Source organism: Neomesorhizobium albiziae (genome assembly GCF_900114255.1).
GTDB lineage: Bacteria > Pseudomonadota > Alphaproteobacteria > Rhizobiales > Rhizobiaceae > Neomesorhizobium > Neomesorhizobium albiziae.
Map to the genome: position 1 here is coordinate 1 of NZ_FOSL01000048.1, position 17,723 is coordinate 17,723.

Genomic DNA, 17,723 nt, shown 5'->3' on the forward strand with positions numbered 1-17,723 from the left:
ACTTTGCCGGGCTGGAAGTTCGTGAGGGGCTCGCCACGCAGCCAGCTCTCCACTTTAATCGAAGGAGCCGGGGACTCCATCTGCAATACCATGTTGCCTCCAAAGCTATTGCCAAAGGTTGCGCGACTTTATGCGCGAACTTGTTTCCCTGTTAGAGACGGGCCCACGGGTTCAACGGAAGGAGAGCATCGCTCGTCTTGCGTGTCTGCACGCAGTCAGCCCTCACTCAGTGTTGCCGCATCTAAATACGCAAAGGCCGTGCCAGCGCGCTCAGCACCCAGTAAGTGCATGATTACGCTTTGAAAACCTTTACAGCGCCCAGAAGGCCGGTTGTATTGAACCCGACATGTTTTCTGCCGCTGTCAGGTTTTGGACACGCATCACGCGCTTCGAGCCGCCAGAAGCGTGGCCATCCGCACGGTCCCGAAGACCAGAGAGCGCGTGCGACACGCCGCATGACGTCGTTCGATGCATCGATGCCAAGCGCCTCGGTGTTGAGGTCGCCGCACGCCAGATCATCATCAACGAGACGTTCAAGCTTGACCCAGGAGCGCGACCGGCATCATCTCAACGGGAATTATACACCGGACGAGCACGGGCCGATTGTCGGCCTTCCTCCATGCCGAGCACCGTCTTTTCGTCGCCCGCCTCCACGTGGATGACGCGGCTGGGCGGCAGGCCAGCCTGGTGAGCGACCGGCGCGAAGAGATCCTGCTGCGTCACGCACCACAGCACCTTGCCGGATGTGCGCGCGGCGATTCCCGCGGCAACAAAGCGGCAGCGGCGCCGTGCACGGTCCTGTTGCCGCCGCCCGCCGCCTCGTGCAGCGCCGAGCGCGAGCCCGCCTCCGGGGAGCTGCGCCCATTCCGAAAAGCCGGCCAGATCGACAATTAGGTCGACGTCGTCAGTCGCCCTGACATTCTCGAGCGTGACGGAATCGGTGATGAAAAGAGCGGTCGTACATCCGCCGACGAATACAAGACGGTTGCGCAGGTGTCGCCCAGCGCTTCCGCGACAGCCCTTAGCATTGCAAGCAGCTGGCCTTGGATGCTGGTCATTTCTGCGCAAGCCTTCCGAAAGACGCTCTGCCGCGAGGCCAGCCTCGCGCTGGTTTCCGAGTCTTATCGCATCCGCAAGAGCGAGATACTCGTACAGCCGATCATCCTTTTGAACGGATTCAGGAACGCTTTTGAACAACGGCGTCACCGACTGTCCCATGTCGTGGCCGCTGGCATAGGGCCACACATAGATATAGCTGCCGGCGCTTATTAGCGCGTTCTTTAGAACGGGCGCCGCAAATGCGGTCGGGATTCCACGCTGCATTGCTCCGGGCTTCGCTGGAAAAACGAACTTCAACCCGTGCACGATGAAATTCAGCAGGCTCCTGCGGCTAGGCTTCGCTCGGCCCGTATCTCTGTCCCTAGCCGCGATACCGGATGCAAGACTTCGATTGATGGATGCATTGACCTCCGTCTTGCTTATGCCAAGAGAAGACCCCAGATTACGGACCGAGTACGGATCTTCTACGGATCTTCGCCCTGGGCTTCCCAGCGCAGAGCTTCGACACCCTTTTCTTTCTCCTGCTCTTGTAGGCTGACGAGCTTGAGCAGTATGACGATGGTCCTGGCTTTTCATTCGATTCTCGCCCTGCTGTCCGCTGTCCGAGGACTAAGGTCACCTACACGGGCAGCCCGGTTCTGTCAAAAGAGTGGTCGAGAATCCAAAGGACTCACCCTGACCAGATCGCCGACCATAAGGCGGGTGAGTTCTTCCCGAGCAGATGCCCGGACCGGCTCGTCAATACCAACAGGGCCGATTACACCAGCAGGAGCTGCGGCCGGCGGCGGCGTTAGCGAGCGAGTCTCGAGGAGATAAAAAATGCGGCTCAGTAAACTTATTTTCAAAGACAAGGTTTCATCGGTGCTTTCTCCCGCAACAGAGAGGAAACGGCCTCGGCTTCAGACTGTGGTGATATGTGGGGCCGTGGCGGCCGCTTCCGCGGTCGCTGGTTTCGGGGCCCAAAGCGCCGAGATGGGAGCCTGGATCACCACCTGGGCCGCCACACCTGCTCCACGTTGGTCGGATGATATTCCTGCGCCTTTCGGAGTGCCTGAGGTTCTGGAGAATCAGACTGTCCGCCAAGTTGCCCGTATCAGTGTAGGAGGCACTTCCGTTCGGGTCGTTCTGTCCAATGCGTTCGGCGCCAAGCCGCTGACGATCGGCGCCGGCAGCGTGGCAATAGCAGGCAAGGACGGCGGCGTCGATCAGGCGACCTTGAAGCCGCTCACGTGGGGCGGCAAGAGTTCCGTGGTCATTCCGGCGGGCGCCCCGATCGTCAGTGACCCCGTCGCCCTACGGGCAAAAGCGCTTTCCGACATCTCGGTCAGCATTTTCCTGCCGAAAGAGACGGCGCTCTCGTCGGCGCATTGGGATGGTGTACAAACCGCCTACATCTCCGGCCCTGGAAATTTCACAACGACCGCCACGTTTAAGGCTGACAGCACACTCAAATCACGCCTTTTTCTCAGAGATATATTGGTTGACGCCGTGCCGGAATCCCGGGCGATCGTGTTTTTCGGCGATTCCATCACGGATGGGAATTGCTCAACTCCCGACGCCAATAATCGCTGGCCCGACCATATCGCCAAGCGATTGCAGGAGGCGAACCGCAATGTCGCGGTGGTTAACGAGGCTTTTTCGGGCAATCGCGTCTTGACAGACGGCATGGGTGTCAACGCTCTGGCACGCTTCGATTCCGATGTCCTGAGCCATCCCCACGTTTCAACCCTCGTCCTGATGATGGGCATCAACGATATCGGCTGGCCCGGCGAAAATGCAATCACGCCGGACGACAAGGAACCGACCGCAGAAGACATCATCACCGGATACAAACAACTCATCGACCGTGCGCATGCCCATGGCATACGCATTGTAGCCGCGACGTTGACCCCCTTTGCGGACACGTCCAAAGGACTTCCAACCGAGGGTTACTACACGCCCGAGAAGGAAAAGATACGCGTCGCTGTGAACGAGTGGATCCGCACCGGCGGTGGCTTCGACGGCGTGATCGACTTCGACAAGGTAATGGAAGATCCGGCCAGGCCGGGATACTTGCGTGACGAGTACGATTGCGGCGATAACCTCCATCCCAACGACGCCGGGTACAAGGCGATGGCGGACGCGGTCGATCTCGACCTCTTGCTGGGCGCAGCCAAATAGGCCGTTCCGCTTGCCGCTGGACCGATGGCATCCCGCAGCATAGGACGCGGCTCCTGGCCGGCGCCGGCCAGGAGCGTCGCGATGCTGAGAATTTCGGGTGCCTTGACAGCTTTGCTGGAGCAGATCTGGGCGGAGCTTCTGGGTGTTGAGCGGGTCGGACGCCACGACCACTTCTTCGACTGGGCACGCGGCCACATGAATACATGCATCACAACGAGGTGCGGCATGGCTGTTGATATCGGCGGTTTGTTATACAAGGTATTACGAAGCTGCGATGGAGGCGACAATGCCGTCAAACGGAATGATCCATGTCCGCATGGACGAGGACGAGAAGAACGAAGCCGCCGCAGTGCTGGCGTCGATGGGATTGTCCGCATCTGGAGTGGTGCGGCTGATGCTGAAGCGGGTTGCGCGGGAAAAGACGGTGCCGTTCGACCTGCGAGTGCCCAATGCCGAGACGCGCGCTGCGATGGCCGAGGCGCAAACCATCATCGAGAGCGGCCGCGCCCGCTTCGCAACGTCGCGGGAACTCTTCGATGACCTCGAAAAAGGCGGCAAATGACAAACGCGCCGCCCTGCCTTGGGCATGCGACTATACAAAGGGCTTCCTGAAGGATTGGGAGCGATTGCCAGCTCCGACCATGAAGCAGTTGAAGGAAGCGATGATGCTTTTCGTGGCCAATGACGAACCTCTCGGCAGGGGTGGCTCGACCATCCGCTGACGGGCGACTGGACGGATCATCGGGAGTGTCATGTTGGCGGCGACTTCCTGCTTGTCTATCGGCTCTACGGCAAAGGTCCGCGAGAAATGATCGTATTCGTGAGAGCTGGAACTCACACGGAACTATTCGAATGATTGTTTGCCTCTCGAAGGGATTTGAAAAATGTTCGAACTGACCGGCCGCAAGGCGCTTGTCACCGGCGCTACCGGAGGCATCGGCGAGGAGATCGCAAGGGTGCTGCATCAGCAGAGGGCTGTCGTCGGCCTGCACGGCACCCGCGTCGAGAAGCTGGAGGCGCTGGCCGCCGAGTTCGGCGACCGGGTCAAGCTGTTTCCGGCCAACCTATCCGACCGCGACGAGGTCAAGGCGCTCGGCCGGAAGGCCGAGGCCGATCTCGAAGGCGTCGACATCCTCGTCAACAACGCCGGGATCACCAAGGACGGGCTGTTCGTGCGCATGCCGGATGCCGACTGGAATAGTGTGCTGGAGGTGAACCTCACCGCCATGTTCCGGCTGACCCGCGAACTCACCCATCCGATGATGCGCCGCCGCCATGGCCGCATCATCAACATCACCTCGGTGGTCGGCGTCACCGGCAATCCCGGACAGACCAACTATTGCGCGTCCAAGGCCGGCATGATCGGCTTTTCCAAATCGCTGGCGCAGGAGATCGCCACCCGCAACATCACCGTCAACTGCGTCGCCCCGGGCTTCATGGAATCGGCCATGACCGACAAGCTCAACGACAAGCAGAAGGAGACGATCATGGCGGCGATCCCGACCAAGCGCATGGGCACCAGCGCCGAAGTCGCTTCCGCCGTCGCCTATCTCGCTTCGAACGAGGCGGCCTACGTCACCGGCCAGACCATTCATGTCAATGGCGGCATGGCGATGATTTGAGAACGGTCGGCGACATTGGCCAAGCAAACCGATCGCTGCTTCCCATACACCGTCAGAGTCTACGCAGCGTCGTTTCCGGTTCGTGGCACTGTGCTGTCAGGGCATTGTCAACTTAACTCGCGGTCAGGGATTTGGGGCATAAACGCGATGGCATGAACACCGCAACCATCAGCTACAAGCGCCATCGTTTCCCGTCGGAGATCATTGGCCATGCTGTTTGGCTCTACTACCGATTCCCTTGAGCCTGCGTCTGGTCGAGGAGATTGGATTGGATATCGCAAAGTCGGTCTTTCAGGTTCACGGGGTTGCCGCGACGGGTGATGTCGTCATCCGGCAGCGCCTGAGCCGAGGTAAGGTGCTTCAATTCTTCCCCAAAATGCCGGCATGCCTCGTCGGGTTGGAGGCTTGTGGGGCGGCGCACTATTGGCGGAGGCTTGGTCATGATGCCCGCCTGATGCCGCCGAGCTACGTCAAGCCTTGTGTAAAGCGCCAGAAGAACGATGCTGCCGATGCCGAGGCTATCTGCGAGGCGGTCACCCGGCCGACGATGCGGTTCGTCGAGATCAAGAGCGATGAGCAGCATAGCATCATGGTGCTCCACCGGGTCCGGCTGACGCTGATGCGCCAGCGTATTCAGCTTTCAAACACCATCCGTGGCCACATGGCGGAATGCGGATTGGTCGCTCCGGTCGGCCGCAACGGCCTCGCACAGCTCATCACCATCATCGGCAATTGCGACGATGCTCGCGTCCCTGACCTGGCACGCGACTGCCTCGCGATGCTGGTTTCGCAACTGGAGATGATCAACGAGCAAATCCTGGAAACGGATCGGCGTGTTCGAACAAGCGCACGCGCGACCGAAGTCGGCCGGCGTCTGATGGAAGTGCCGGGCGTGGGGCCGGTGCTCGCGAGCGCTATGGTTGCTGCGGTGCCTGACCCTAGATCCTTCAAGTCCAGCAGGAACCTGGCTGCCTGGATCGGCCTCGTGCCGCGGCAGAACTCCAGCGGCGACAAGGAACGGCTCGGAGGTATCACCAAGCAAGGAGATCGATACAATTGCTCGTGGTCGGCGCCCTTGCCGTAATCCGTTATGCCCAGCGGCATGGAACAAGGCGGCCCTGGTTGGTCCGGCTCCTTGCTCGTCGTACTCCGAAGGTTGCCGCGGTCGCGCTCGCCAACAAGATGGCGCGGATGATCTGGGCTATCATGACGAGCGGCGAGCGTTATAGGGAGCCACAGGTCACGGCAGCATAGTCGCATCGAGAGAGCGTCGGAGTTTTGAGTTTGGGAAGGGCAATCGCGATGTAATGCAAACAAGGCCTTGCTGTGATTTACTGGAGCATGCCGTTAGCGACGAGCGGTTATCCCTTTGGCCTCCCTCACGCTGCTTGGCTATGCTTACGGGGCAACCCGGTCGAGAAAAGCATCGAATACGGCAGCAACAGCGCGAATCACAAAGCGATGCTCCTGCCGCACGCGGATGAAACCCTTTTCGATGTCCACTATCCCGTCCTCGGCCAGCATCGCCAAGCGTTCAGCTGACTCGAGAAACCGGATCGGATCAAATCCGTGGGCGGCACAGATTGCCGGCACATCGGCCTCCAAATCGCACATCAGCCGCTCGATGATTGCGGCTCGCACGCGGTCTTCGTCGGTGAGACGGTAGCCCTTTGACGTCGCCAGACGGCCAGCTGCGATGTGCCGGCTGTAGGAATCCCGTGTAACCTCGTTCTGGATGTAACCCTCGCCGACACGCCCGATAGCCGACGCGCCGAAACCGATCAGGGTTTTGCAGGTGTCGGCCGAGTAACCCAGCGAGTTACGCCGTAGGCGCCCGGCAGTCTGCGCCAGCGTGAGTTCGTCGTCTGGCAAGGCGAAATGGTCGAGCCCGATCTCTCGGTAGCCGGCGGCAACCAGCGTCTCGGCCACGGCCGCAGCCAGTTCGGCGCGGGCAACGCTGTCCGGCAGCGCTGTCTCCTCGATCTGGCGCTGATTCTTTATAAGGGACGGAATGTGCGCGTAGCCGAACACCGCAAGCCGGTTGGGGCGCATGGCGACCGCCGCCTCGCGGTCTGGACGCAGGACTGCACCGTCTGATTCGGGAGACCGAAAATGAGGTCGAAATTGATGCGGCTTACCCCATGCCGGCGCAGCTCTTCGACGGCAGCCGCCGTCTGCGCCTCACTCTGGACCCGGTTGATCGCTTTTTGAACAATGGGATCAAAGCTCTGCACCCCGAGGCTCGAGCGGTTCACGTCGGCTGCTCCTAATGCTTCGGCCATGTCGGCCGTGAACGTGCGTGGGTCGATCTCGACGGCGACCGTAGCCGTTTTCCTGAACGCGAAGCGGCGGCGCAGGAGTTCCATCACGACCAAGAACTCCGGTGGCCCCATCAGGGTCGGCGTTCCACCGCCGAAATGCACGTCGCTCACGGGCAGCGCATGCGGCGCTTGCTCCGAGACCAAACGGATCTCGTCACGCAGCACCGCCAGATAATTGAGGATCGGCGCATCCTGGCGGGTGATGGTGGTAGGGAAGCCGCAATACCAGCAAATCGATCGGCAGAACGGAATGTGGAGATAGAGCGACACCGAATCGTCAGCCGGTAGGTCCCTCAGCAATTCCTCATAAGCTTCGGCGCCGACTGCCGCGGAGAACTCCGGCACAGTCGGATAGATGGTGTACCAAGGCAGGCGGGCCTCGCGATATTTTGTCAGGATTGAGGTCTGCAACAGTTACCGTCCCATGCTGATAACTGTTATCCTTACCGCTGCGCTCTCCTGTGTCCTTGCGCTATGTCAAATCCGTTCCGCTTTCGCCGCGAAACCTGCGTTTTTCAACGTGCACACCAAGCCGGCCGCCAGTTTCGCGAAACCGATCCGGAAACCGTACCCTGAGCTCTCACAGAGGACGGCGGCGAGGAACTCATCGCCGGCGAAGGTGGACAATACGGCGATCTTGCGCATCAGCAAGTTCCCTCGAAAATCTGCCCCTTCCGGGCTGTGCGCTGGCGGAGAATGCTTCTCTAGGAGGGCTGGCAACTATCGTACTTTGGAGGCTGCTACGTGCAGCGGCTTGAGAACCATAAGATGCAGACCACGTTACGACCTCTTACACGCGACGACCTCCCCGAATTTCGTGCATGGTTCGAGCATGCGGAGTTGTCGCGCCGGCTGTCCTTTCCGACCGATGAATTCTATATGACGGCCGGGGATGCCGCACGCTGTTGGATGGTACTGGATGCTGGTCAGGTTGCTGCGGAGGTGCAGGTTGACCGGGAGGATGCGGAGCGTGGCTATATCGATCTTGCTTTGCGCCCCGATCTCAGAGGCCAGGGGATCGGAGCGGCAGTGCTTTCTGCCTTCCTCTCAGGACCAGGGCGGGCGTATTCGATCTTGGAAGGGCGCATAGAGCCGGACAATGCGGCAGTCTCGCATGCTGCCAGCGCTGTGGGTTCACTTGTTGCCCGAGCCGGATGCGGAGGGCTTCATTCCAGCGATCTACAGTTCGTCGCAAATCTCCTGATTTTGCGGTGATGAATGCCCCACGCTGAAATTGCTCAGTAAATCTCGTCGCAAATGTCAGACGCAAAAGTCCAGCGATTGAGCGGGATTTTTGCGACAGCCTAATTGCGATGTCGCTTTTGGGTGCACCCCGGCGTGACGGCTCGAAGTGACAGGCGCCGACCGTCACAAAAGAGTGGAAAAGCTAGAAATGTTACGCTATGGCAAGAAAGCCACCCTAATGTGACGGACTTTGCCAATGGCCCGCGTTGGTTATGCCCGCGTCGGCACGACGGATCAGGACGTCGACATCCAGATCGCCCGGCTCAAGGCTGCTGGTTGCGAGATCGTTCGCTCGGAAACTGTTTCGGGCGCCTCGCGCGAGGGGCGCGGTGAACTGGAAACCGTCATGCAGTTCCTGCGGGCCGGTGATGAACTCGTCGTGCTGCGGCTCGGCCGCTCGACCCGCGACGTCCTGAACCTGGTCCACGAACTCGACGCCAAGGGAGCATACCTGCGCGTTCTCGAACCTGAGGTGACGACGGCCGGCGACATGGGCCGCATGGTGATCACCGTGCTCGGTATGGTCGCCGACATGGAATTGAAGTTCATCAAGGACCGGCAAAGGCCGGCATCGAGGCGGCCAAGATCCAAGGGGTATACACGGGCCGCGCGAAAACTGTCGATGACAATGAAATCCGCCGCCGCGTCGCCTCCGGCGAGAGCAAGGCCGGCATCGCTCGCGACCTGAAAATCTCCAGGATGACCGTCTATCGCGCCCTCGGCACTTTCCCCGCACCGACGGAACTGCCGGACAAGCCGCCGTCTGTCACGGTCACGCTGCATCTGACGATCGAGAATTTCAGCAAAAGAGGCCGCGGCAGAAAGCCTGCGCGCGAACAGATCGAGGCGATGCTGACACGCGATTACGCCATGATGCCGCTCGGCGAATGCGACTATCAGCTCACCATTGCCTACGACACCGATCCTGACGGATCGAGCCTCGACGACGAAATCAACCATCTTCAAACGGAATTATTCAACGTTGCCGAGAGCTACCGGTGTTCCGTCGAAGCCGACATTCGCGAGGTCGGCGGTCAACAACGATCATGGTGATCGCCCGCATCTTTCGTGTTCACATGGCCACCGTCGGCCGCATCGGTGCCGAGGTCAGAACAGAAGTTCGCTGATTGTTCTGTCAGTTGGCCGTTTTCGCAGCGACGTACGCACCGGGCCATGACGTGAGTCTGGTGGGTCTTCCAAGCGCCGATTTGGCCGGTTAGGGTTTGCAGGGGCGCGAACAACAGGATGAACGAAGGGGATGATGCTGGAAAAACTGCGCGCCTGTTGGGGGTTTAGGCCGACCGTCGATAGGAACGTCGCCCTGGCCGAAGGCTTTCTGAAGGGCAAGAGCTTCGCCGACCTGGCGCAGGAACATGGCTTGTCGACAACGAGGGTGCGCCAAATCATCGAGAAGGCCGATCGGCTCGTGGGCGGCGGCATCCTGACCAAGGCTGAACCGTCCAAGGCCTCGCCTCGATCCGATTTCATGGTCGACTATGCGTATGTGTGGAACCTGGCCGAGATGCACCGGCTCGGTAGCGTCACGCCGCATCATTTCTTTAAGGAGTTGGAACGCGCGGGATCGCTGGAGCGGCTGGTTGACAAGATGAAGCGGTTGCCGAGGCGCGCACGAACAACACGTGAGCTGGCGCGCCTCGTGTGGCAAAAGGAGAGGGGCGAGAGCCCATGGCCTGCAATGAAGCGATCAAGCATTGCGATCGTGGAACCAAGCTGCCCAGTCGACCATCCGGACCGCGGCCTTCAATGCCAGCTCGCCTTGGAATCGGCCCTCCAGGAATTGGTTGAGCGCGCAGCGGAATCCGGCTGGACCGAGGACGAGATAGCCTACGCGCTCCTCGAGCTCGCCTCAAGAGCAACTCTGCCAATCGCGAGACTGAGAGGGCGATTGACCGGGCCAGAGCAACAAGATGAGCAGCATCTTCAAGAAGCTTCGCCTGACCCGATATGAACGTCGCTGCGCCAATGAGTTTGGCGGTGAAGGCTGACCCCGGCCGAGTCGGGCTGGCGAGCGGAAGTGCTGAAATAAGGGCGTGAGAATCCATGGCGTTGTTGTAGAGAGCGTCGACCTTCGCGAGATTGTGGTGCAGGATCGACCGCAGGTGTTCTCGGACCCAGCGCTCGACAAACCCCGGATCCTTCGCGATCTCGGCGAGCGTGAACAACCTTGCGACGCTTTTCCGATCCAGAAGCCATACGCCTCCAAACCTGTCACTCAATCGACCGTAGTGCTGGTGAGCAGCCGCGCGACGGTTTGGGACAGCCGCGGTGGAGGGCGTCGTGGAGTGGGTCGATGCCGAACCGGACGAGGAAGCACTCCTCGCCGAGGAATTCGCCGCCATCGACGCGCGCTTTCAAGCGGGGTCCTCGCTGGCGTCGTCCCGGAGCACGCGCGGCGACCTGAACGACCGCCCGAAAGGGATCCTGTCGTCTACGACCCGGATTGGGACGAGCATGCCCGGCTCGCCGAATGGCGCGCCAGAGTTGACCAAGCCGTCGACCTTCCGGCCGTGCTCGCGGCAGCGATTCTCTGGGACGCCTGGGAAGAGCTCAGGCGCCGCAGCATCAGCCTTGGCTCGGCTGGCCCTGGCGCAGGAACGGATGCTGCGACGCCTGAAGGGGCGGCGCGCTCGCTCGAGGCCGCCGCGGCTCATCGATTACGTCTTGTCGCGACCAATCGTCTCGAGCGCGATGATCTAAAAGGAGCTGAAAGTAACGACCCGAGGCGCGCTCAATCTCGTTGGCGAGCTCGGCCTGCGCGAGGTCACGGGCACGGAGCGCTACCGCGCATGGGGATCGTATAGGGTCGCGCCGGGTGTCGCTTTTACTTGCCGATTTCAATTGAAGTCGTAAGCTGAAATTCCGAACCGCGGTTGCTCCTTAGGGCTTCAAGCGGGGCAGGGGATCTGCCTGGTCGGAGGTCGCTGGAATACTGATCCAGTGGCGAGGAGAGTTTGCGCACTGCGGCTTGGTCCTCGTCGGCCGGCCGGGTTGACGACCTCCTTTCCCCAACTAAAGCGAGTCCAAGCGGCGTAAGGACGGAAGAGCTGCCGTTTCCTTTTTTCGAGCTTCGCTGAAAAGTCTTCAGCTTAAACCTGATTATTGTGGTTCACCTGTCGTATTTTCCAAGGCCATCGCACGGTAGAATGACAACGCTTCGCCGCATGCGCGGCAGGGAATGGCAGGATGCCATGCCAAAGCACGGTAAGACGGCACAGACCGTCACGCTCTTCAAAAGAGACTACTCTCCAGAGGGAATCCTCATCATCGATCCGGCAGTGGGAGGATCGGCCGGGTGAAGTGGACGATGGCAATGGTGCGCTCAGGAGATAGATGGAATGATTCACACCAGGCACCTGCACGGATCGCCTCCCAAAAATGGAGGGCCGGTACCGGTATCGAGCCACCGTCGCGAGATTTTCGCGGCCGTGGGGGCTTCGCTGTCTGTTGTCCGCAGGGCGACGCGCGCGGCAGATGAGAGCCTGGCCGGTGACTATGAACCCGAACTGCGTGCGACTGTGAATCAGTGCCAAAGGTTGCCCCAAGCTGATCGCCATAAGGTGGCATGAATCGGCTGGCGAATTCATAACTCTGTAACCCGCCTCTCTTTCAGATTGCGATAGAAAATCAGAGCGTCGCCATGGGAGGGGTCAACCTTCCACTCTTTCACAGCCGTGTTGTCCGAGCCTTGTTGCCAGCGGCGATGTCGGCGCTGGCAAGCCTAGCCAGGATCTCGAAGGATTGTAAGCTTCATGCTACACAACGCTGAGATCCGTAGCACGAAGAAGGCAGGCTGGCTGCCATTGCGGGGCGGCGGCCGCCAGGACGAGCTCCTCCGCTGCCCTACTGGGGGGACCGATGATCCTGACGGACAATGAGACTAAGGTCGACCTTCTCAACAATGAGGCAATCGCAGCAGCCATCATCAAACTCTTACGCGACCGACCCGATCAACCGGTGACGGTTGGTGTCCATGGTGATTGGGGCGCCGGCAAGTCTAGCGTGTTGGAAATGATCGAGGCCGGCTTCGAGGGTGAAGCGAAGGTCCTGTGCCTGAAGTTCAACGGTTGGCGCTTTCAAGGATTTGAAGACGCTAAAATCGCGCTCATTGAGGGCATCGTCACCAGCCTCATCGAAAAGCGCCCCGCTCTCACCAAGGCAGGCGAAGCGGTCAAGGATGTCTTCGCAGGATCGACTGGCTCAAGGTAGCGAGAAGGCCGGCGGGCTCGCCTTCACCGCCTTCACCGGAATCCCAACGCCCGATCAGATTCAGACCATCGTCGGTACGTTGGAAGGCTTCCTCGCCAATCCGGCAAAGCTCGCCACGAAGGACAATCTCGAAGCTGCCGTCGAAGGCGTGAAGGGCCTGTTGAAGTCGAAAGGTGACGGTGACTCGACCAATGTTCCCGAGGAGATCAACGCAATTCCGGAAGGCTTTTGACGATCTCCTCGATAAGGCTGGCGTCGAGCAACTCGTTGGCCTGATCGATGACCTCGATCGCTGCCTGCCCGATACCGCGATCGAGACCTTGGAGGACGTCCGCCTCTTCGTCTTCACGTCGCGCACCGCCTTCGTCGTCGCCGCCGACGAGGCGATGATCGAATATGCGGTGCGCAAGCACTTTCCCGATCTGCCAGATACCACCGGTCCGCAGACATACGCCCGGAACTACCTTGAGAAGCTCATCCAGGTGCCCTTCCGCATTCCCTCGCTCGGTGACACGGAAACGCGCATCTACGTGACACTGTCCTCGTCGGCGCCGAACTCGGCGAGAACGACGCAGCGTTCAACGCTTTGATCACGGTCGCGCGCGAACGCTTGAAGCGCCCGTGGACCTCAAGTGCGCTCGATGCGGCCACCGTGAGAACCGCTCTTGGCGACAAGGCTTCGCGCGCCAATAATGCGTTGGCGCTCAGCGATCAGATCGGCCCCATCCTGGCCAGTGGCACCAAGGGCAACCCGCGCCAGATCAAGCGGTTTCTCAACACGCTCGTCTTGCGGCAGCGCACCGCGGAAGCGAGAGGGTTTGGGGATGACGTTAAGCTGCCGGTGCTCGCAAAACTCATGCTCGCCGAGCGGTTCTCCCCCGCCTCTTCGATCAGATCGCCGCGGCTGCCGCAGCAGCAGCGAACGGAAAATGCCCGGATTTGTCAGCACTCGAAGCGGCGGCGACCACTAAGGAAGGCGCAAAGGGCCCGGTCAAGCCGGAGAAAGCCTCTGCCAAGGGCGACGATGCCGTAAAGCCCCGCCCAAACTGGAGGCCGTGAAATCGTCCGAGAGCGCACTCTTGAGCGAATGGCTGTCGTCGCCCGCGATCAAAGCCTGGGCGGCGGTGCCAACCGCGATCGGTGGCGAGGATCTCCGCCCCTACCTCTTTGTCGCCAAGGACCGGAAGGACTATTTCGGCGCCGCCTCGGTGCTCGGCCACCTAGCCGCCGTGGTCGAACAGCTTTTCGGCGGAAAAATCGCGGTACAGGGCCTCGAAGCCGATCTCAAGCGCCTGGCCCCGCCTGAAGCCGCGCAAATCTTCGAAGCCGTGCGCGGCCGCATCGTCTGTGGGGACAGCTTTGATACCGAACCGGCTGGCGCGGCAGGCATTCCCCCTTTCGATGATCTCGCCCTCTTCTCCGGCGGCCTCGACAGCCTAATCGGCGCGATCGACGCGCTTGAAGATGGTCGAACACCGCTTCTGATCAGCCATGCCGGCGAAGGCGCGACCAGCGATGCACAGTCCACCATCTTCGACACGTTGAAGACGCACTATCGCGGCCGCGCCTTCGATCGCTTGCGCCTCTGGATGGCATTCCCGGACGGCTTCGTCCGCGGTTCGGGCGGAGAAAATACGACGCGCGGGAGATCGTTCCTATTCTTCGCCCTCGGCGTCTTCGCCGGTAGCGGATTTGAGGCGCCGTTCACCCTGAAAGTGCCCGAGAATGGCCTCATCGCTGTCAATGTGCCGCTCGATCCATTGCGCCTCGGGGCACTGAGCACGCGCACGACCCACCCTTCTACATCGCCCGCTGGAACGATGCGCTCCAAGGGCTCGGCGTGAATGGACGGATCGAAAACCCCTATTGGGATCGAACCAAGGGCGAGATGGTGGCGGCATGTGCCAACGGTGCGTTGTTACGCCGCCTCGTCCCTTCATCACTGTCCTGCGCGTCCCCCACCAAGGGACGCTGGCAGGGACTTGGCACGCAGCATTGTGGCTATTGCCTCCCTTGTCTCATCAGACGAGCAGCGCTCGTTGCCGGCCTACGCCCCGATCCAGATCCGACCATTTACACGGTCGATGACCTGACAGCTCGCGCCCTTGATACTCGCCAATCGGAAGGTGTCCAAATTCGCTCTTTCCAGCTCGCGATCGAGCGCCTTCGCGCCCGGCCGACACTGGCGCCGATTCTCATCCACAAGCCGGGGCCATCTTCGATGAATCGCCAGCTCGGCGAACGGCGCTCGCTGGCGTCTACCGTCGCGGCCTTGAAGAGGTTGGCGCGCTACTGGCAGGCGTAAGGACGCGGCCGGGATGACCGGGAACGCTCAAGCCGCCGGCGTGGATTTCCACTGTCATCTTGATCTTTATCCCGACCATGAGGCCGCGATCGCAAGGGCAGAAGCCGCTCGGATCTAAACGCTGAACCTCACCACGACGCCAAAGGCGTGGGCGCAATCACGAGCTCACGTATGACACCCGCTTCGTGCGCGCTGCACTCGGCTACATCCGCAACTTGTCGCGGAGCGTGCCGGCGAGCTGCCGCTATGGGAGCGTCGCCTGTCCGAGACACGCTATGTCGGCGAAGTGGGCCTCGACGGTCCGCGCTTCTACAAATCGCTGGATATCCAAAAGCATGTCTTCCGCAGCGTCCTTGAGCGATGCGCAGAAGCGGGTGGCAAGATTCTCACGGTCCACAGTGTGAGGAGCGTTCCGGCGGTGCTCGAGATGGTCGAGCGATATCTCCCGCAGGACCGCGGCACCGTCGTTCTTCACTGGTTCACCGGAAGCAAGAGCGAGGCTCGTCGTGCGGCGACGCTCGGCTGCTATTTCCCCGTCAATGCTGAGATGACGCGCTCGGATCGGGGCCGCGCCCTCGTCACCGAATTGCCGATCGATCGGATCCTGACGGAGACAGATGGCCCCTTCACTCACATTGACGGTCGTCCCAGCGAGTCCGCTGACGTGAATACCACTGTCGCCGCGATCGCTGACGTTCGGAAGCTCCCGGTCGATGCCGTCGCGACGGCGGTAAGATCAAACCTTCGCTTCCTGCTGGGGCGGCGCCCTTGACGGCTAGGAAAATTGCAATCTTCGTGCTACATATTCAGCCAGTTTGTAGTGCGAAGGTGTCAAAATGCCCACCCCACACAACCCTCCTGCTGCCGTGCGGCGCGCCCTTCGTAAGCTCGGGGCGGACATTCACGATGCGCGTCGACGGCGACGGCTGCCGATGGCGGTCGTGGCCGAGCGCGCCTTCACGTCTCGTTCGACACTGCAAAGGGTCGAAGCCGGGGACACCAACGTCAGCATCGGCATTTATGCCGGCGTCCTGCAGGCGCTCGGCCTGCTCGACGGCCTGAGTCAAGTCGCCGACATCAGCAACGACAGCGTCGGCCAAGCGCTCGCCAGCGCCGATCTGCCTAAGCACGTCCATCTCAAGCGGCCAGTCGGTTCATCGCGCGATGACTGACTTCGAGGTGCATATCGATCTGAACGGCCGCACATGCCTGATCGGACTCGCGAGGAGCAATCGCGTCCGAGGCACGGAAACCATCCTTTTCGAGTATGACGGCGCTTGGCTTGAGGACCCGGACCGCTTCTCGCTCGAACCAGCCCTCGCTCTGACCCGCGGAGCCTTTGCTCCTCCTGCCGGACTGGCAACCTTCGGGTCTATCGGCGACTCAGCTCCGGATACTTGGGGTCGCCGCCTTATGCAGCGCGCCGAGCGCCGCCTGGCGGAACGCGAAGGACGCGCCGTTCGCACCCTCACGGAAAGCGACTATCTGCTCGGCGTCGCCGACGAGACCCGCCTTGGCGCGCTCCGCTTCCGCTGGGTTGGCGACGAGGTTTTTCAGGCACCGACCCGCGATGGCGTTCCCGCCCTGATCGAGCTTGGCCGGCTGCTCCAAATCACCGAGCGGATTTTTCGGGACGAAGAAACCGATGAGGACCTCCAACTCATCTTTGCCCCCGGCTCGTCCCTTGGCGGTGCGCGTCCGAAGGTGTCGGTCATCGACCAACATGGTCACCTCTCCATCGCCAAGTTTCCGAAGGAGACCGACGACTACAGCATGGAGACCTGGGAGGAGATCGCGCTGTGGCTGGCCGGTCAGGCAGGTATCGCCACCCCCCAGCACGGGCTGATCGATGTCGCTGGAAAGGCGGTCATGCTGTCGCGGCGTTTCGACCGTGATGGTGCGCTCCGCATCCCGTTCCTGTCGGCGATGGCGATGCTGGGCGCCAAGGATGGCGAGCGCGGCAGCTACCCGGAGATCGTCGATGCCCTTGCGCAACACGGCGCACAGGGGAAGACGGACGCCCGCGCCCTCTATCGGCGTGTCGTTTTCAACGTGCTAATCTCCAACGTCGACGATCACCTGCGCAATCACGGTTTCCTATGGCTGGGAAAGGCGGGATGGTCGCTCTCGCCGGCTTACGACCTTAATCCCATTCCGACCGATCTCAAGGCGCGGGTGCTCACGACCAACATTGATCTCGACGAGGGCACCTGTTCGCTCGATCTTTTGGAGGCCGCGTCGGAGTTTTTTGCGCTCACGCTGGCGCAAGCCCGGACGATTATCAAAGAAGTCGCGGCCGTGACCGCGACATGGCGGGACGCCGCCAAGGCAGTCGGCGCCCGCTCGGCCGAGATAAACCGCATGGCCAGCGCCTTCGAGCACGACGACCTCAAGCGGGCGCTGGCGCTATGACAAGGACATTGGTTCTGTTGCAAATTTTCGTTGAGCCGAAGCAGAATGAGATGGCGGGCCGTGCTATGCGGCGGCGAGGATTTCGAACTGCTCGGCCAAGGACGGATTCGGATTGAAGGCGTACCGCGCCTGTCGCTTGCGCATCATGTGAACCATTTCGATGCCGGTCAGGATGGTGGCTGCGGTGGCCGTCGATTGAAGCCGAGCATCGTCCGGACACGGCGCTTGATCCGTCGATGGTCCTGCTCGATCCGATTGTTATCAGGCATGTATAGGCGCGACACACCAATCCGCATTTCCTTGCGCTGGTGGATCGACTACCGTCCACCTACCGGGATTGGGGTGTCGGGAGCACGCATGGCGGGCAGGCCG

At 61.0% G+C, this 17,723-nt stretch carries 18 protein-coding genes and 8 pseudogenes; 22 read left to right on the top strand and 4 right to left on the bottom strand.

Annotated features, from left to right (window positions below; genetic code table 11):
- Positions 1-609: 609 nt before the first annotated feature.
- Positions 610-1,058: pseudogene (locus tag F3H98_RS32095) on the bottom strand (hypothetical protein); the annotation flags it as partial.
- Between the two features lie 820 nt (positions 1,059-1,878).
- Between F3H98_RS32095 and F3H98_RS29270 the strand changes: the two are divergent.
- The 7 genes and pseudogenes from F3H98_RS29270 (at position 1,879) to F3H98_RS29290 (ending at position 6,095) form a co-directional block, all read left to right on the top strand.
- Complete coding sequence (locus tag F3H98_RS29270; RefSeq protein ID WP_149764370.1) at positions 1,879-3,219, top strand: SGNH/GDSL hydrolase family protein; 1,341 nt, start codon at positions 1,879-1,881, stop codon at positions 3,217-3,219.
- Between the two features lie 286 nt (positions 3,220-3,505).
- On the top strand, positions 3,506-3,781 hold the full coding sequence (locus F3H98_RS29275; RefSeq protein WP_210249730.1) for a type II toxin-antitoxin system RelB/DinJ family antitoxin: 276 nt from the start codon (positions 3,506-3,508) through the stop codon (positions 3,779-3,781).
- Positions 3,756-3,941: a hypothetical protein gene (locus tag F3H98_RS32100; protein ID WP_244621987.1), complete on the top strand. Its 186-nt coding sequence runs from the start codon at positions 3,756-3,758 to the stop codon at positions 3,939-3,941. The genes F3H98_RS29275 and F3H98_RS32100 overlap by 26 nt, the downstream gene beginning before the upstream one ends.
- Positions 3,938-4,075 carry a type II toxin-antitoxin system mRNA interferase toxin, RelE/StbE family gene (locus tag F3H98_RS32105; RefSeq protein WP_244621991.1) on the top strand — a complete coding sequence of 46 codons (138 nt, stop codon included), beginning with the start codon at positions 3,938-3,940 and terminating at the stop codon, positions 4,073-4,075. The genes F3H98_RS32100 and F3H98_RS32105 overlap by 4 nt, the downstream gene beginning before the upstream one ends.
- A 28-nt stretch (positions 4,076-4,103) precedes the next feature.
- The gene (gene fabG, locus F3H98_RS29285) at positions 4,104-4,841 is read left to right on the top strand and encodes a 3-oxoacyl-[acyl-carrier-protein] reductase (protein ID WP_149764372.1); all 738 of its coding nucleotides are present in this window, start codon (positions 4,104-4,106) and stop codon (positions 4,839-4,841) included.
- A 152-nt stretch (positions 4,842-4,993) separates the two neighbouring features.
- A pseudogene (locus F3H98_RS31440) lies at positions 4,994-5,106 on the top strand (IS6 family transposase); the annotation flags it as partial.
- Positions 5,086-6,095 (top strand): annotated as a pseudogene (locus tag F3H98_RS29290) (IS110 family RNA-guided transposase). The pseudogenes F3H98_RS31440 and F3H98_RS29290, both read left to right, overlap by 21 nt.
- A 144-nt stretch (positions 6,096-6,239) precedes the next feature.
- Here the strand turns inward: F3H98_RS29290 and hemN are convergent.
- Positions 6,240-7,573, bottom strand: a pseudogene (gene hemN / locus F3H98_RS29295) (oxygen-independent coproporphyrinogen III oxidase).
- A gap of 66 nt (positions 7,574-7,639) precedes the next feature.
- Positions 7,640-7,807, bottom strand: coding sequence for a hypothetical protein (locus F3H98_RS31445; protein WP_188130636.1), 168 nt, complete (start codon positions 7,805-7,807; stop codon positions 7,640-7,642).
- 99 nt (positions 7,808-7,906) lie between these two features.
- Between F3H98_RS31445 and F3H98_RS29300 the strand changes: the two genes are divergently transcribed.
- The 15 genes and pseudogenes from F3H98_RS29300 to F3H98_RS29335 all read left to right on the top strand — a co-directional run bounded on the left by F3H98_RS29300 (position 7,907) and on the right by F3H98_RS29335 (position 17,351).
- Positions 7,907-8,377 (top strand): GNAT family N-acetyltransferase, encoded by a 471-nt coding sequence (locus tag F3H98_RS29300; RefSeq protein ID WP_149764374.1) that lies wholly within the window; start codon positions 7,907-7,909, stop codon positions 8,375-8,377.
- A 226-nt stretch (positions 8,378-8,603) separates the two neighbouring features.
- Positions 8,604-9,127 (top strand): annotated as a pseudogene (locus tag F3H98_RS32110) (recombinase family protein); the annotation flags it as partial.
- The gene (locus tag F3H98_RS32115) at positions 9,107-9,460 is read left to right on the top strand and encodes a hypothetical protein (protein ID WP_244621992.1); all 354 of its coding nucleotides are present in this window, start codon (positions 9,107-9,109) and stop codon (positions 9,458-9,460) included. The pseudogene F3H98_RS32110 and the gene F3H98_RS32115, both read left to right, overlap by 21 nt.
- 205 nt (positions 9,461-9,665) lie before the next feature.
- On the top strand, positions 9,666-10,376 hold the full coding sequence (locus F3H98_RS29310) for a hypothetical protein (protein WP_149764376.1): 711 nt from the start codon (positions 9,666-9,668) through the stop codon (positions 10,374-10,376).
- Positions 10,377-10,710: 334 nt separating this feature from the next.
- Positions 10,711-10,920, top strand: a pseudogene (locus tag F3H98_RS32365) (hypothetical protein); the annotation flags it as partial.
- A gap of 211 nt (positions 10,921-11,131) precedes the next feature.
- Positions 11,132-11,278, top strand: coding sequence for a helix-turn-helix domain-containing protein (locus tag F3H98_RS32370; RefSeq protein WP_280178038.1), 147 nt, complete (start codon positions 11,132-11,134; stop codon positions 11,276-11,278).
- Positions 11,279-12,283: 1,005 nt separating this feature from the next.
- A complete protein-coding gene (locus tag F3H98_RS32125; protein ID WP_188130637.1) occupies positions 12,284-12,634 on the top strand; it encodes a KAP family P-loop NTPase fold protein in 351 nt (116 codons plus the stop codon).
- Entirely contained in the window at positions 12,603-12,866 is a 264-nt protein-coding gene (locus F3H98_RS32130; RefSeq protein WP_188130638.1) for a hypothetical protein, read from the top strand. The genes F3H98_RS32125 and F3H98_RS32130 overlap by 32 nt, the downstream gene beginning before the upstream one ends.
- Positions 12,826-13,224 carry a KAP family P-loop NTPase fold protein gene (locus F3H98_RS32135; protein ID WP_188130639.1) on the top strand — a complete coding sequence of 133 codons (399 nt, stop codon included), beginning with the start codon at positions 12,826-12,828 and terminating at the stop codon, positions 13,222-13,224. Before F3H98_RS32130 ends, F3H98_RS32135 begins: the two co-directional genes overlap by 41 nt.
- On the top strand, positions 13,221-13,667 hold the full coding sequence (locus F3H98_RS32140; RefSeq protein ID WP_188130640.1) for a hypothetical protein: 447 nt from the start codon (positions 13,221-13,223) through the stop codon (positions 13,665-13,667). Before F3H98_RS32135 ends, F3H98_RS32140 begins: the two co-directional genes overlap by 4 nt.
- Before the next feature lie 22 nt (positions 13,668-13,689).
- Entirely contained in the window at positions 13,690-14,478 is a 789-nt protein-coding gene (locus tag F3H98_RS32145) for a hypothetical protein (protein ID WP_244621989.1), read from the top strand.
- Entirely contained in the window at positions 14,475-14,939 is a 465-nt protein-coding gene (locus F3H98_RS31630; protein ID WP_210249731.1) for a hypothetical protein, read from the top strand. The genes F3H98_RS32145 and F3H98_RS31630 overlap by 4 nt, the downstream gene beginning before the upstream one ends.
- Before the next feature lie 214 nt (positions 14,940-15,153).
- Positions 15,154-15,711: pseudogene (gene qatD, locus F3H98_RS32150) on the top strand (Qat anti-phage system TatD family nuclease QatD); the annotation flags it as partial.
- A 64-nt stretch (positions 15,712-15,775) separates the two neighbouring features.
- The gene (locus F3H98_RS29330) at positions 15,776-16,111 is read left to right on the top strand and encodes a helix-turn-helix domain-containing protein (protein WP_149764380.1); all 336 of its coding nucleotides are present in this window, start codon (positions 15,776-15,778) and stop codon (positions 16,109-16,111) included.
- Positions 16,104-17,351, top strand: a complete 1,248-nt coding sequence (locus F3H98_RS29335; RefSeq protein ID WP_149764382.1) for a type II toxin-antitoxin system HipA family toxin — start codon at positions 16,104-16,106, stop codon at positions 17,349-17,351. Before F3H98_RS29330 ends, F3H98_RS29335 begins: the two co-directional genes overlap by 8 nt.
- 63 nt (positions 17,352-17,414) lie before the next feature.
- On the opposite strand, the pseudogene F3H98_RS29340 reads toward F3H98_RS29335, so the two are convergent.
- Positions 17,415-17,611: pseudogene (locus tag F3H98_RS29340) on the bottom strand (DDE-type integrase/transposase/recombinase); the annotation flags it as partial.
- Between the last annotated feature and the right edge of the window lie 112 nt (positions 17,612-17,723).

Excerpts from the sequence above, each read along its gene's own strand:
- F3H98_RS32130 (WP_188130638.1), top strand. The coding sequence starts at position 12,603 with ATGTCTTCGCAGGATCGACTGGCTCAAGGTAGCGAGAAGGCCGGCGGG.
- F3H98_RS32135 (WP_188130639.1), top strand. The coding sequence starts at position 12,826 with ATGTTCCCGAGGAGATCAACGCAATTCCGGAAGGCTTTTGACGATCTC.
- F3H98_RS32115 (WP_244621992.1), top strand. The coding sequence starts at position 9,107 with ATGACCGTCTATCGCGCCCTCGGCACTTTCCCCGCACCGACGGAACTG.
- fabG (WP_149764372.1), top strand. The coding sequence starts at position 4,104 with ATGTTCGAACTGACCGGCCGCAAGGCGCTTGTCACCGGCGCTACCGGA.
- F3H98_RS32100 (WP_244621987.1), top strand. The coding sequence starts at position 3,756 with ATGACCTCGAAAAAGGCGGCAAATGACAAACGCGCCGCCCTGCCTTGG.
- F3H98_RS29335 (WP_149764382.1), top strand. The coding sequence starts at position 16,104 with ATGACTGACTTCGAGGTGCATATCGATCTGAACGGCCGCACATGCCTG.
- F3H98_RS29330 (WP_149764380.1), top strand. The coding sequence starts at position 15,776 with ATGCCCACCCCACACAACCCTCCTGCTGCCGTGCGGCGCGCCCTTCGT.
- F3H98_RS29275 (WP_210249730.1), top strand. The coding sequence starts at position 3,506 with ATGCCGTCAAACGGAATGATCCATGTCCGCATGGACGAGGACGAGAAG.
- F3H98_RS31445 (WP_188130636.1), bottom strand. The coding sequence starts at position 7,807 with ATGCGCAAGATCGCCGTATTGTCCACCTTCGCCGGCGATGAGTTCCTC.
- F3H98_RS29270 (WP_149764370.1), top strand. The coding sequence starts at position 1,879 with ATGCGGCTCAGTAAACTTATTTTCAAAGACAAGGTTTCATCGGTGCTT.
- F3H98_RS32125 (WP_188130637.1), top strand. The coding sequence starts at position 12,284 with ATGATCCTGACGGACAATGAGACTAAGGTCGACCTTCTCAACAATGAG.
- F3H98_RS29310 (WP_149764376.1), top strand. The coding sequence starts at position 9,666 with ATGATGCTGGAAAAACTGCGCGCCTGTTGGGGGTTTAGGCCGACCGTC.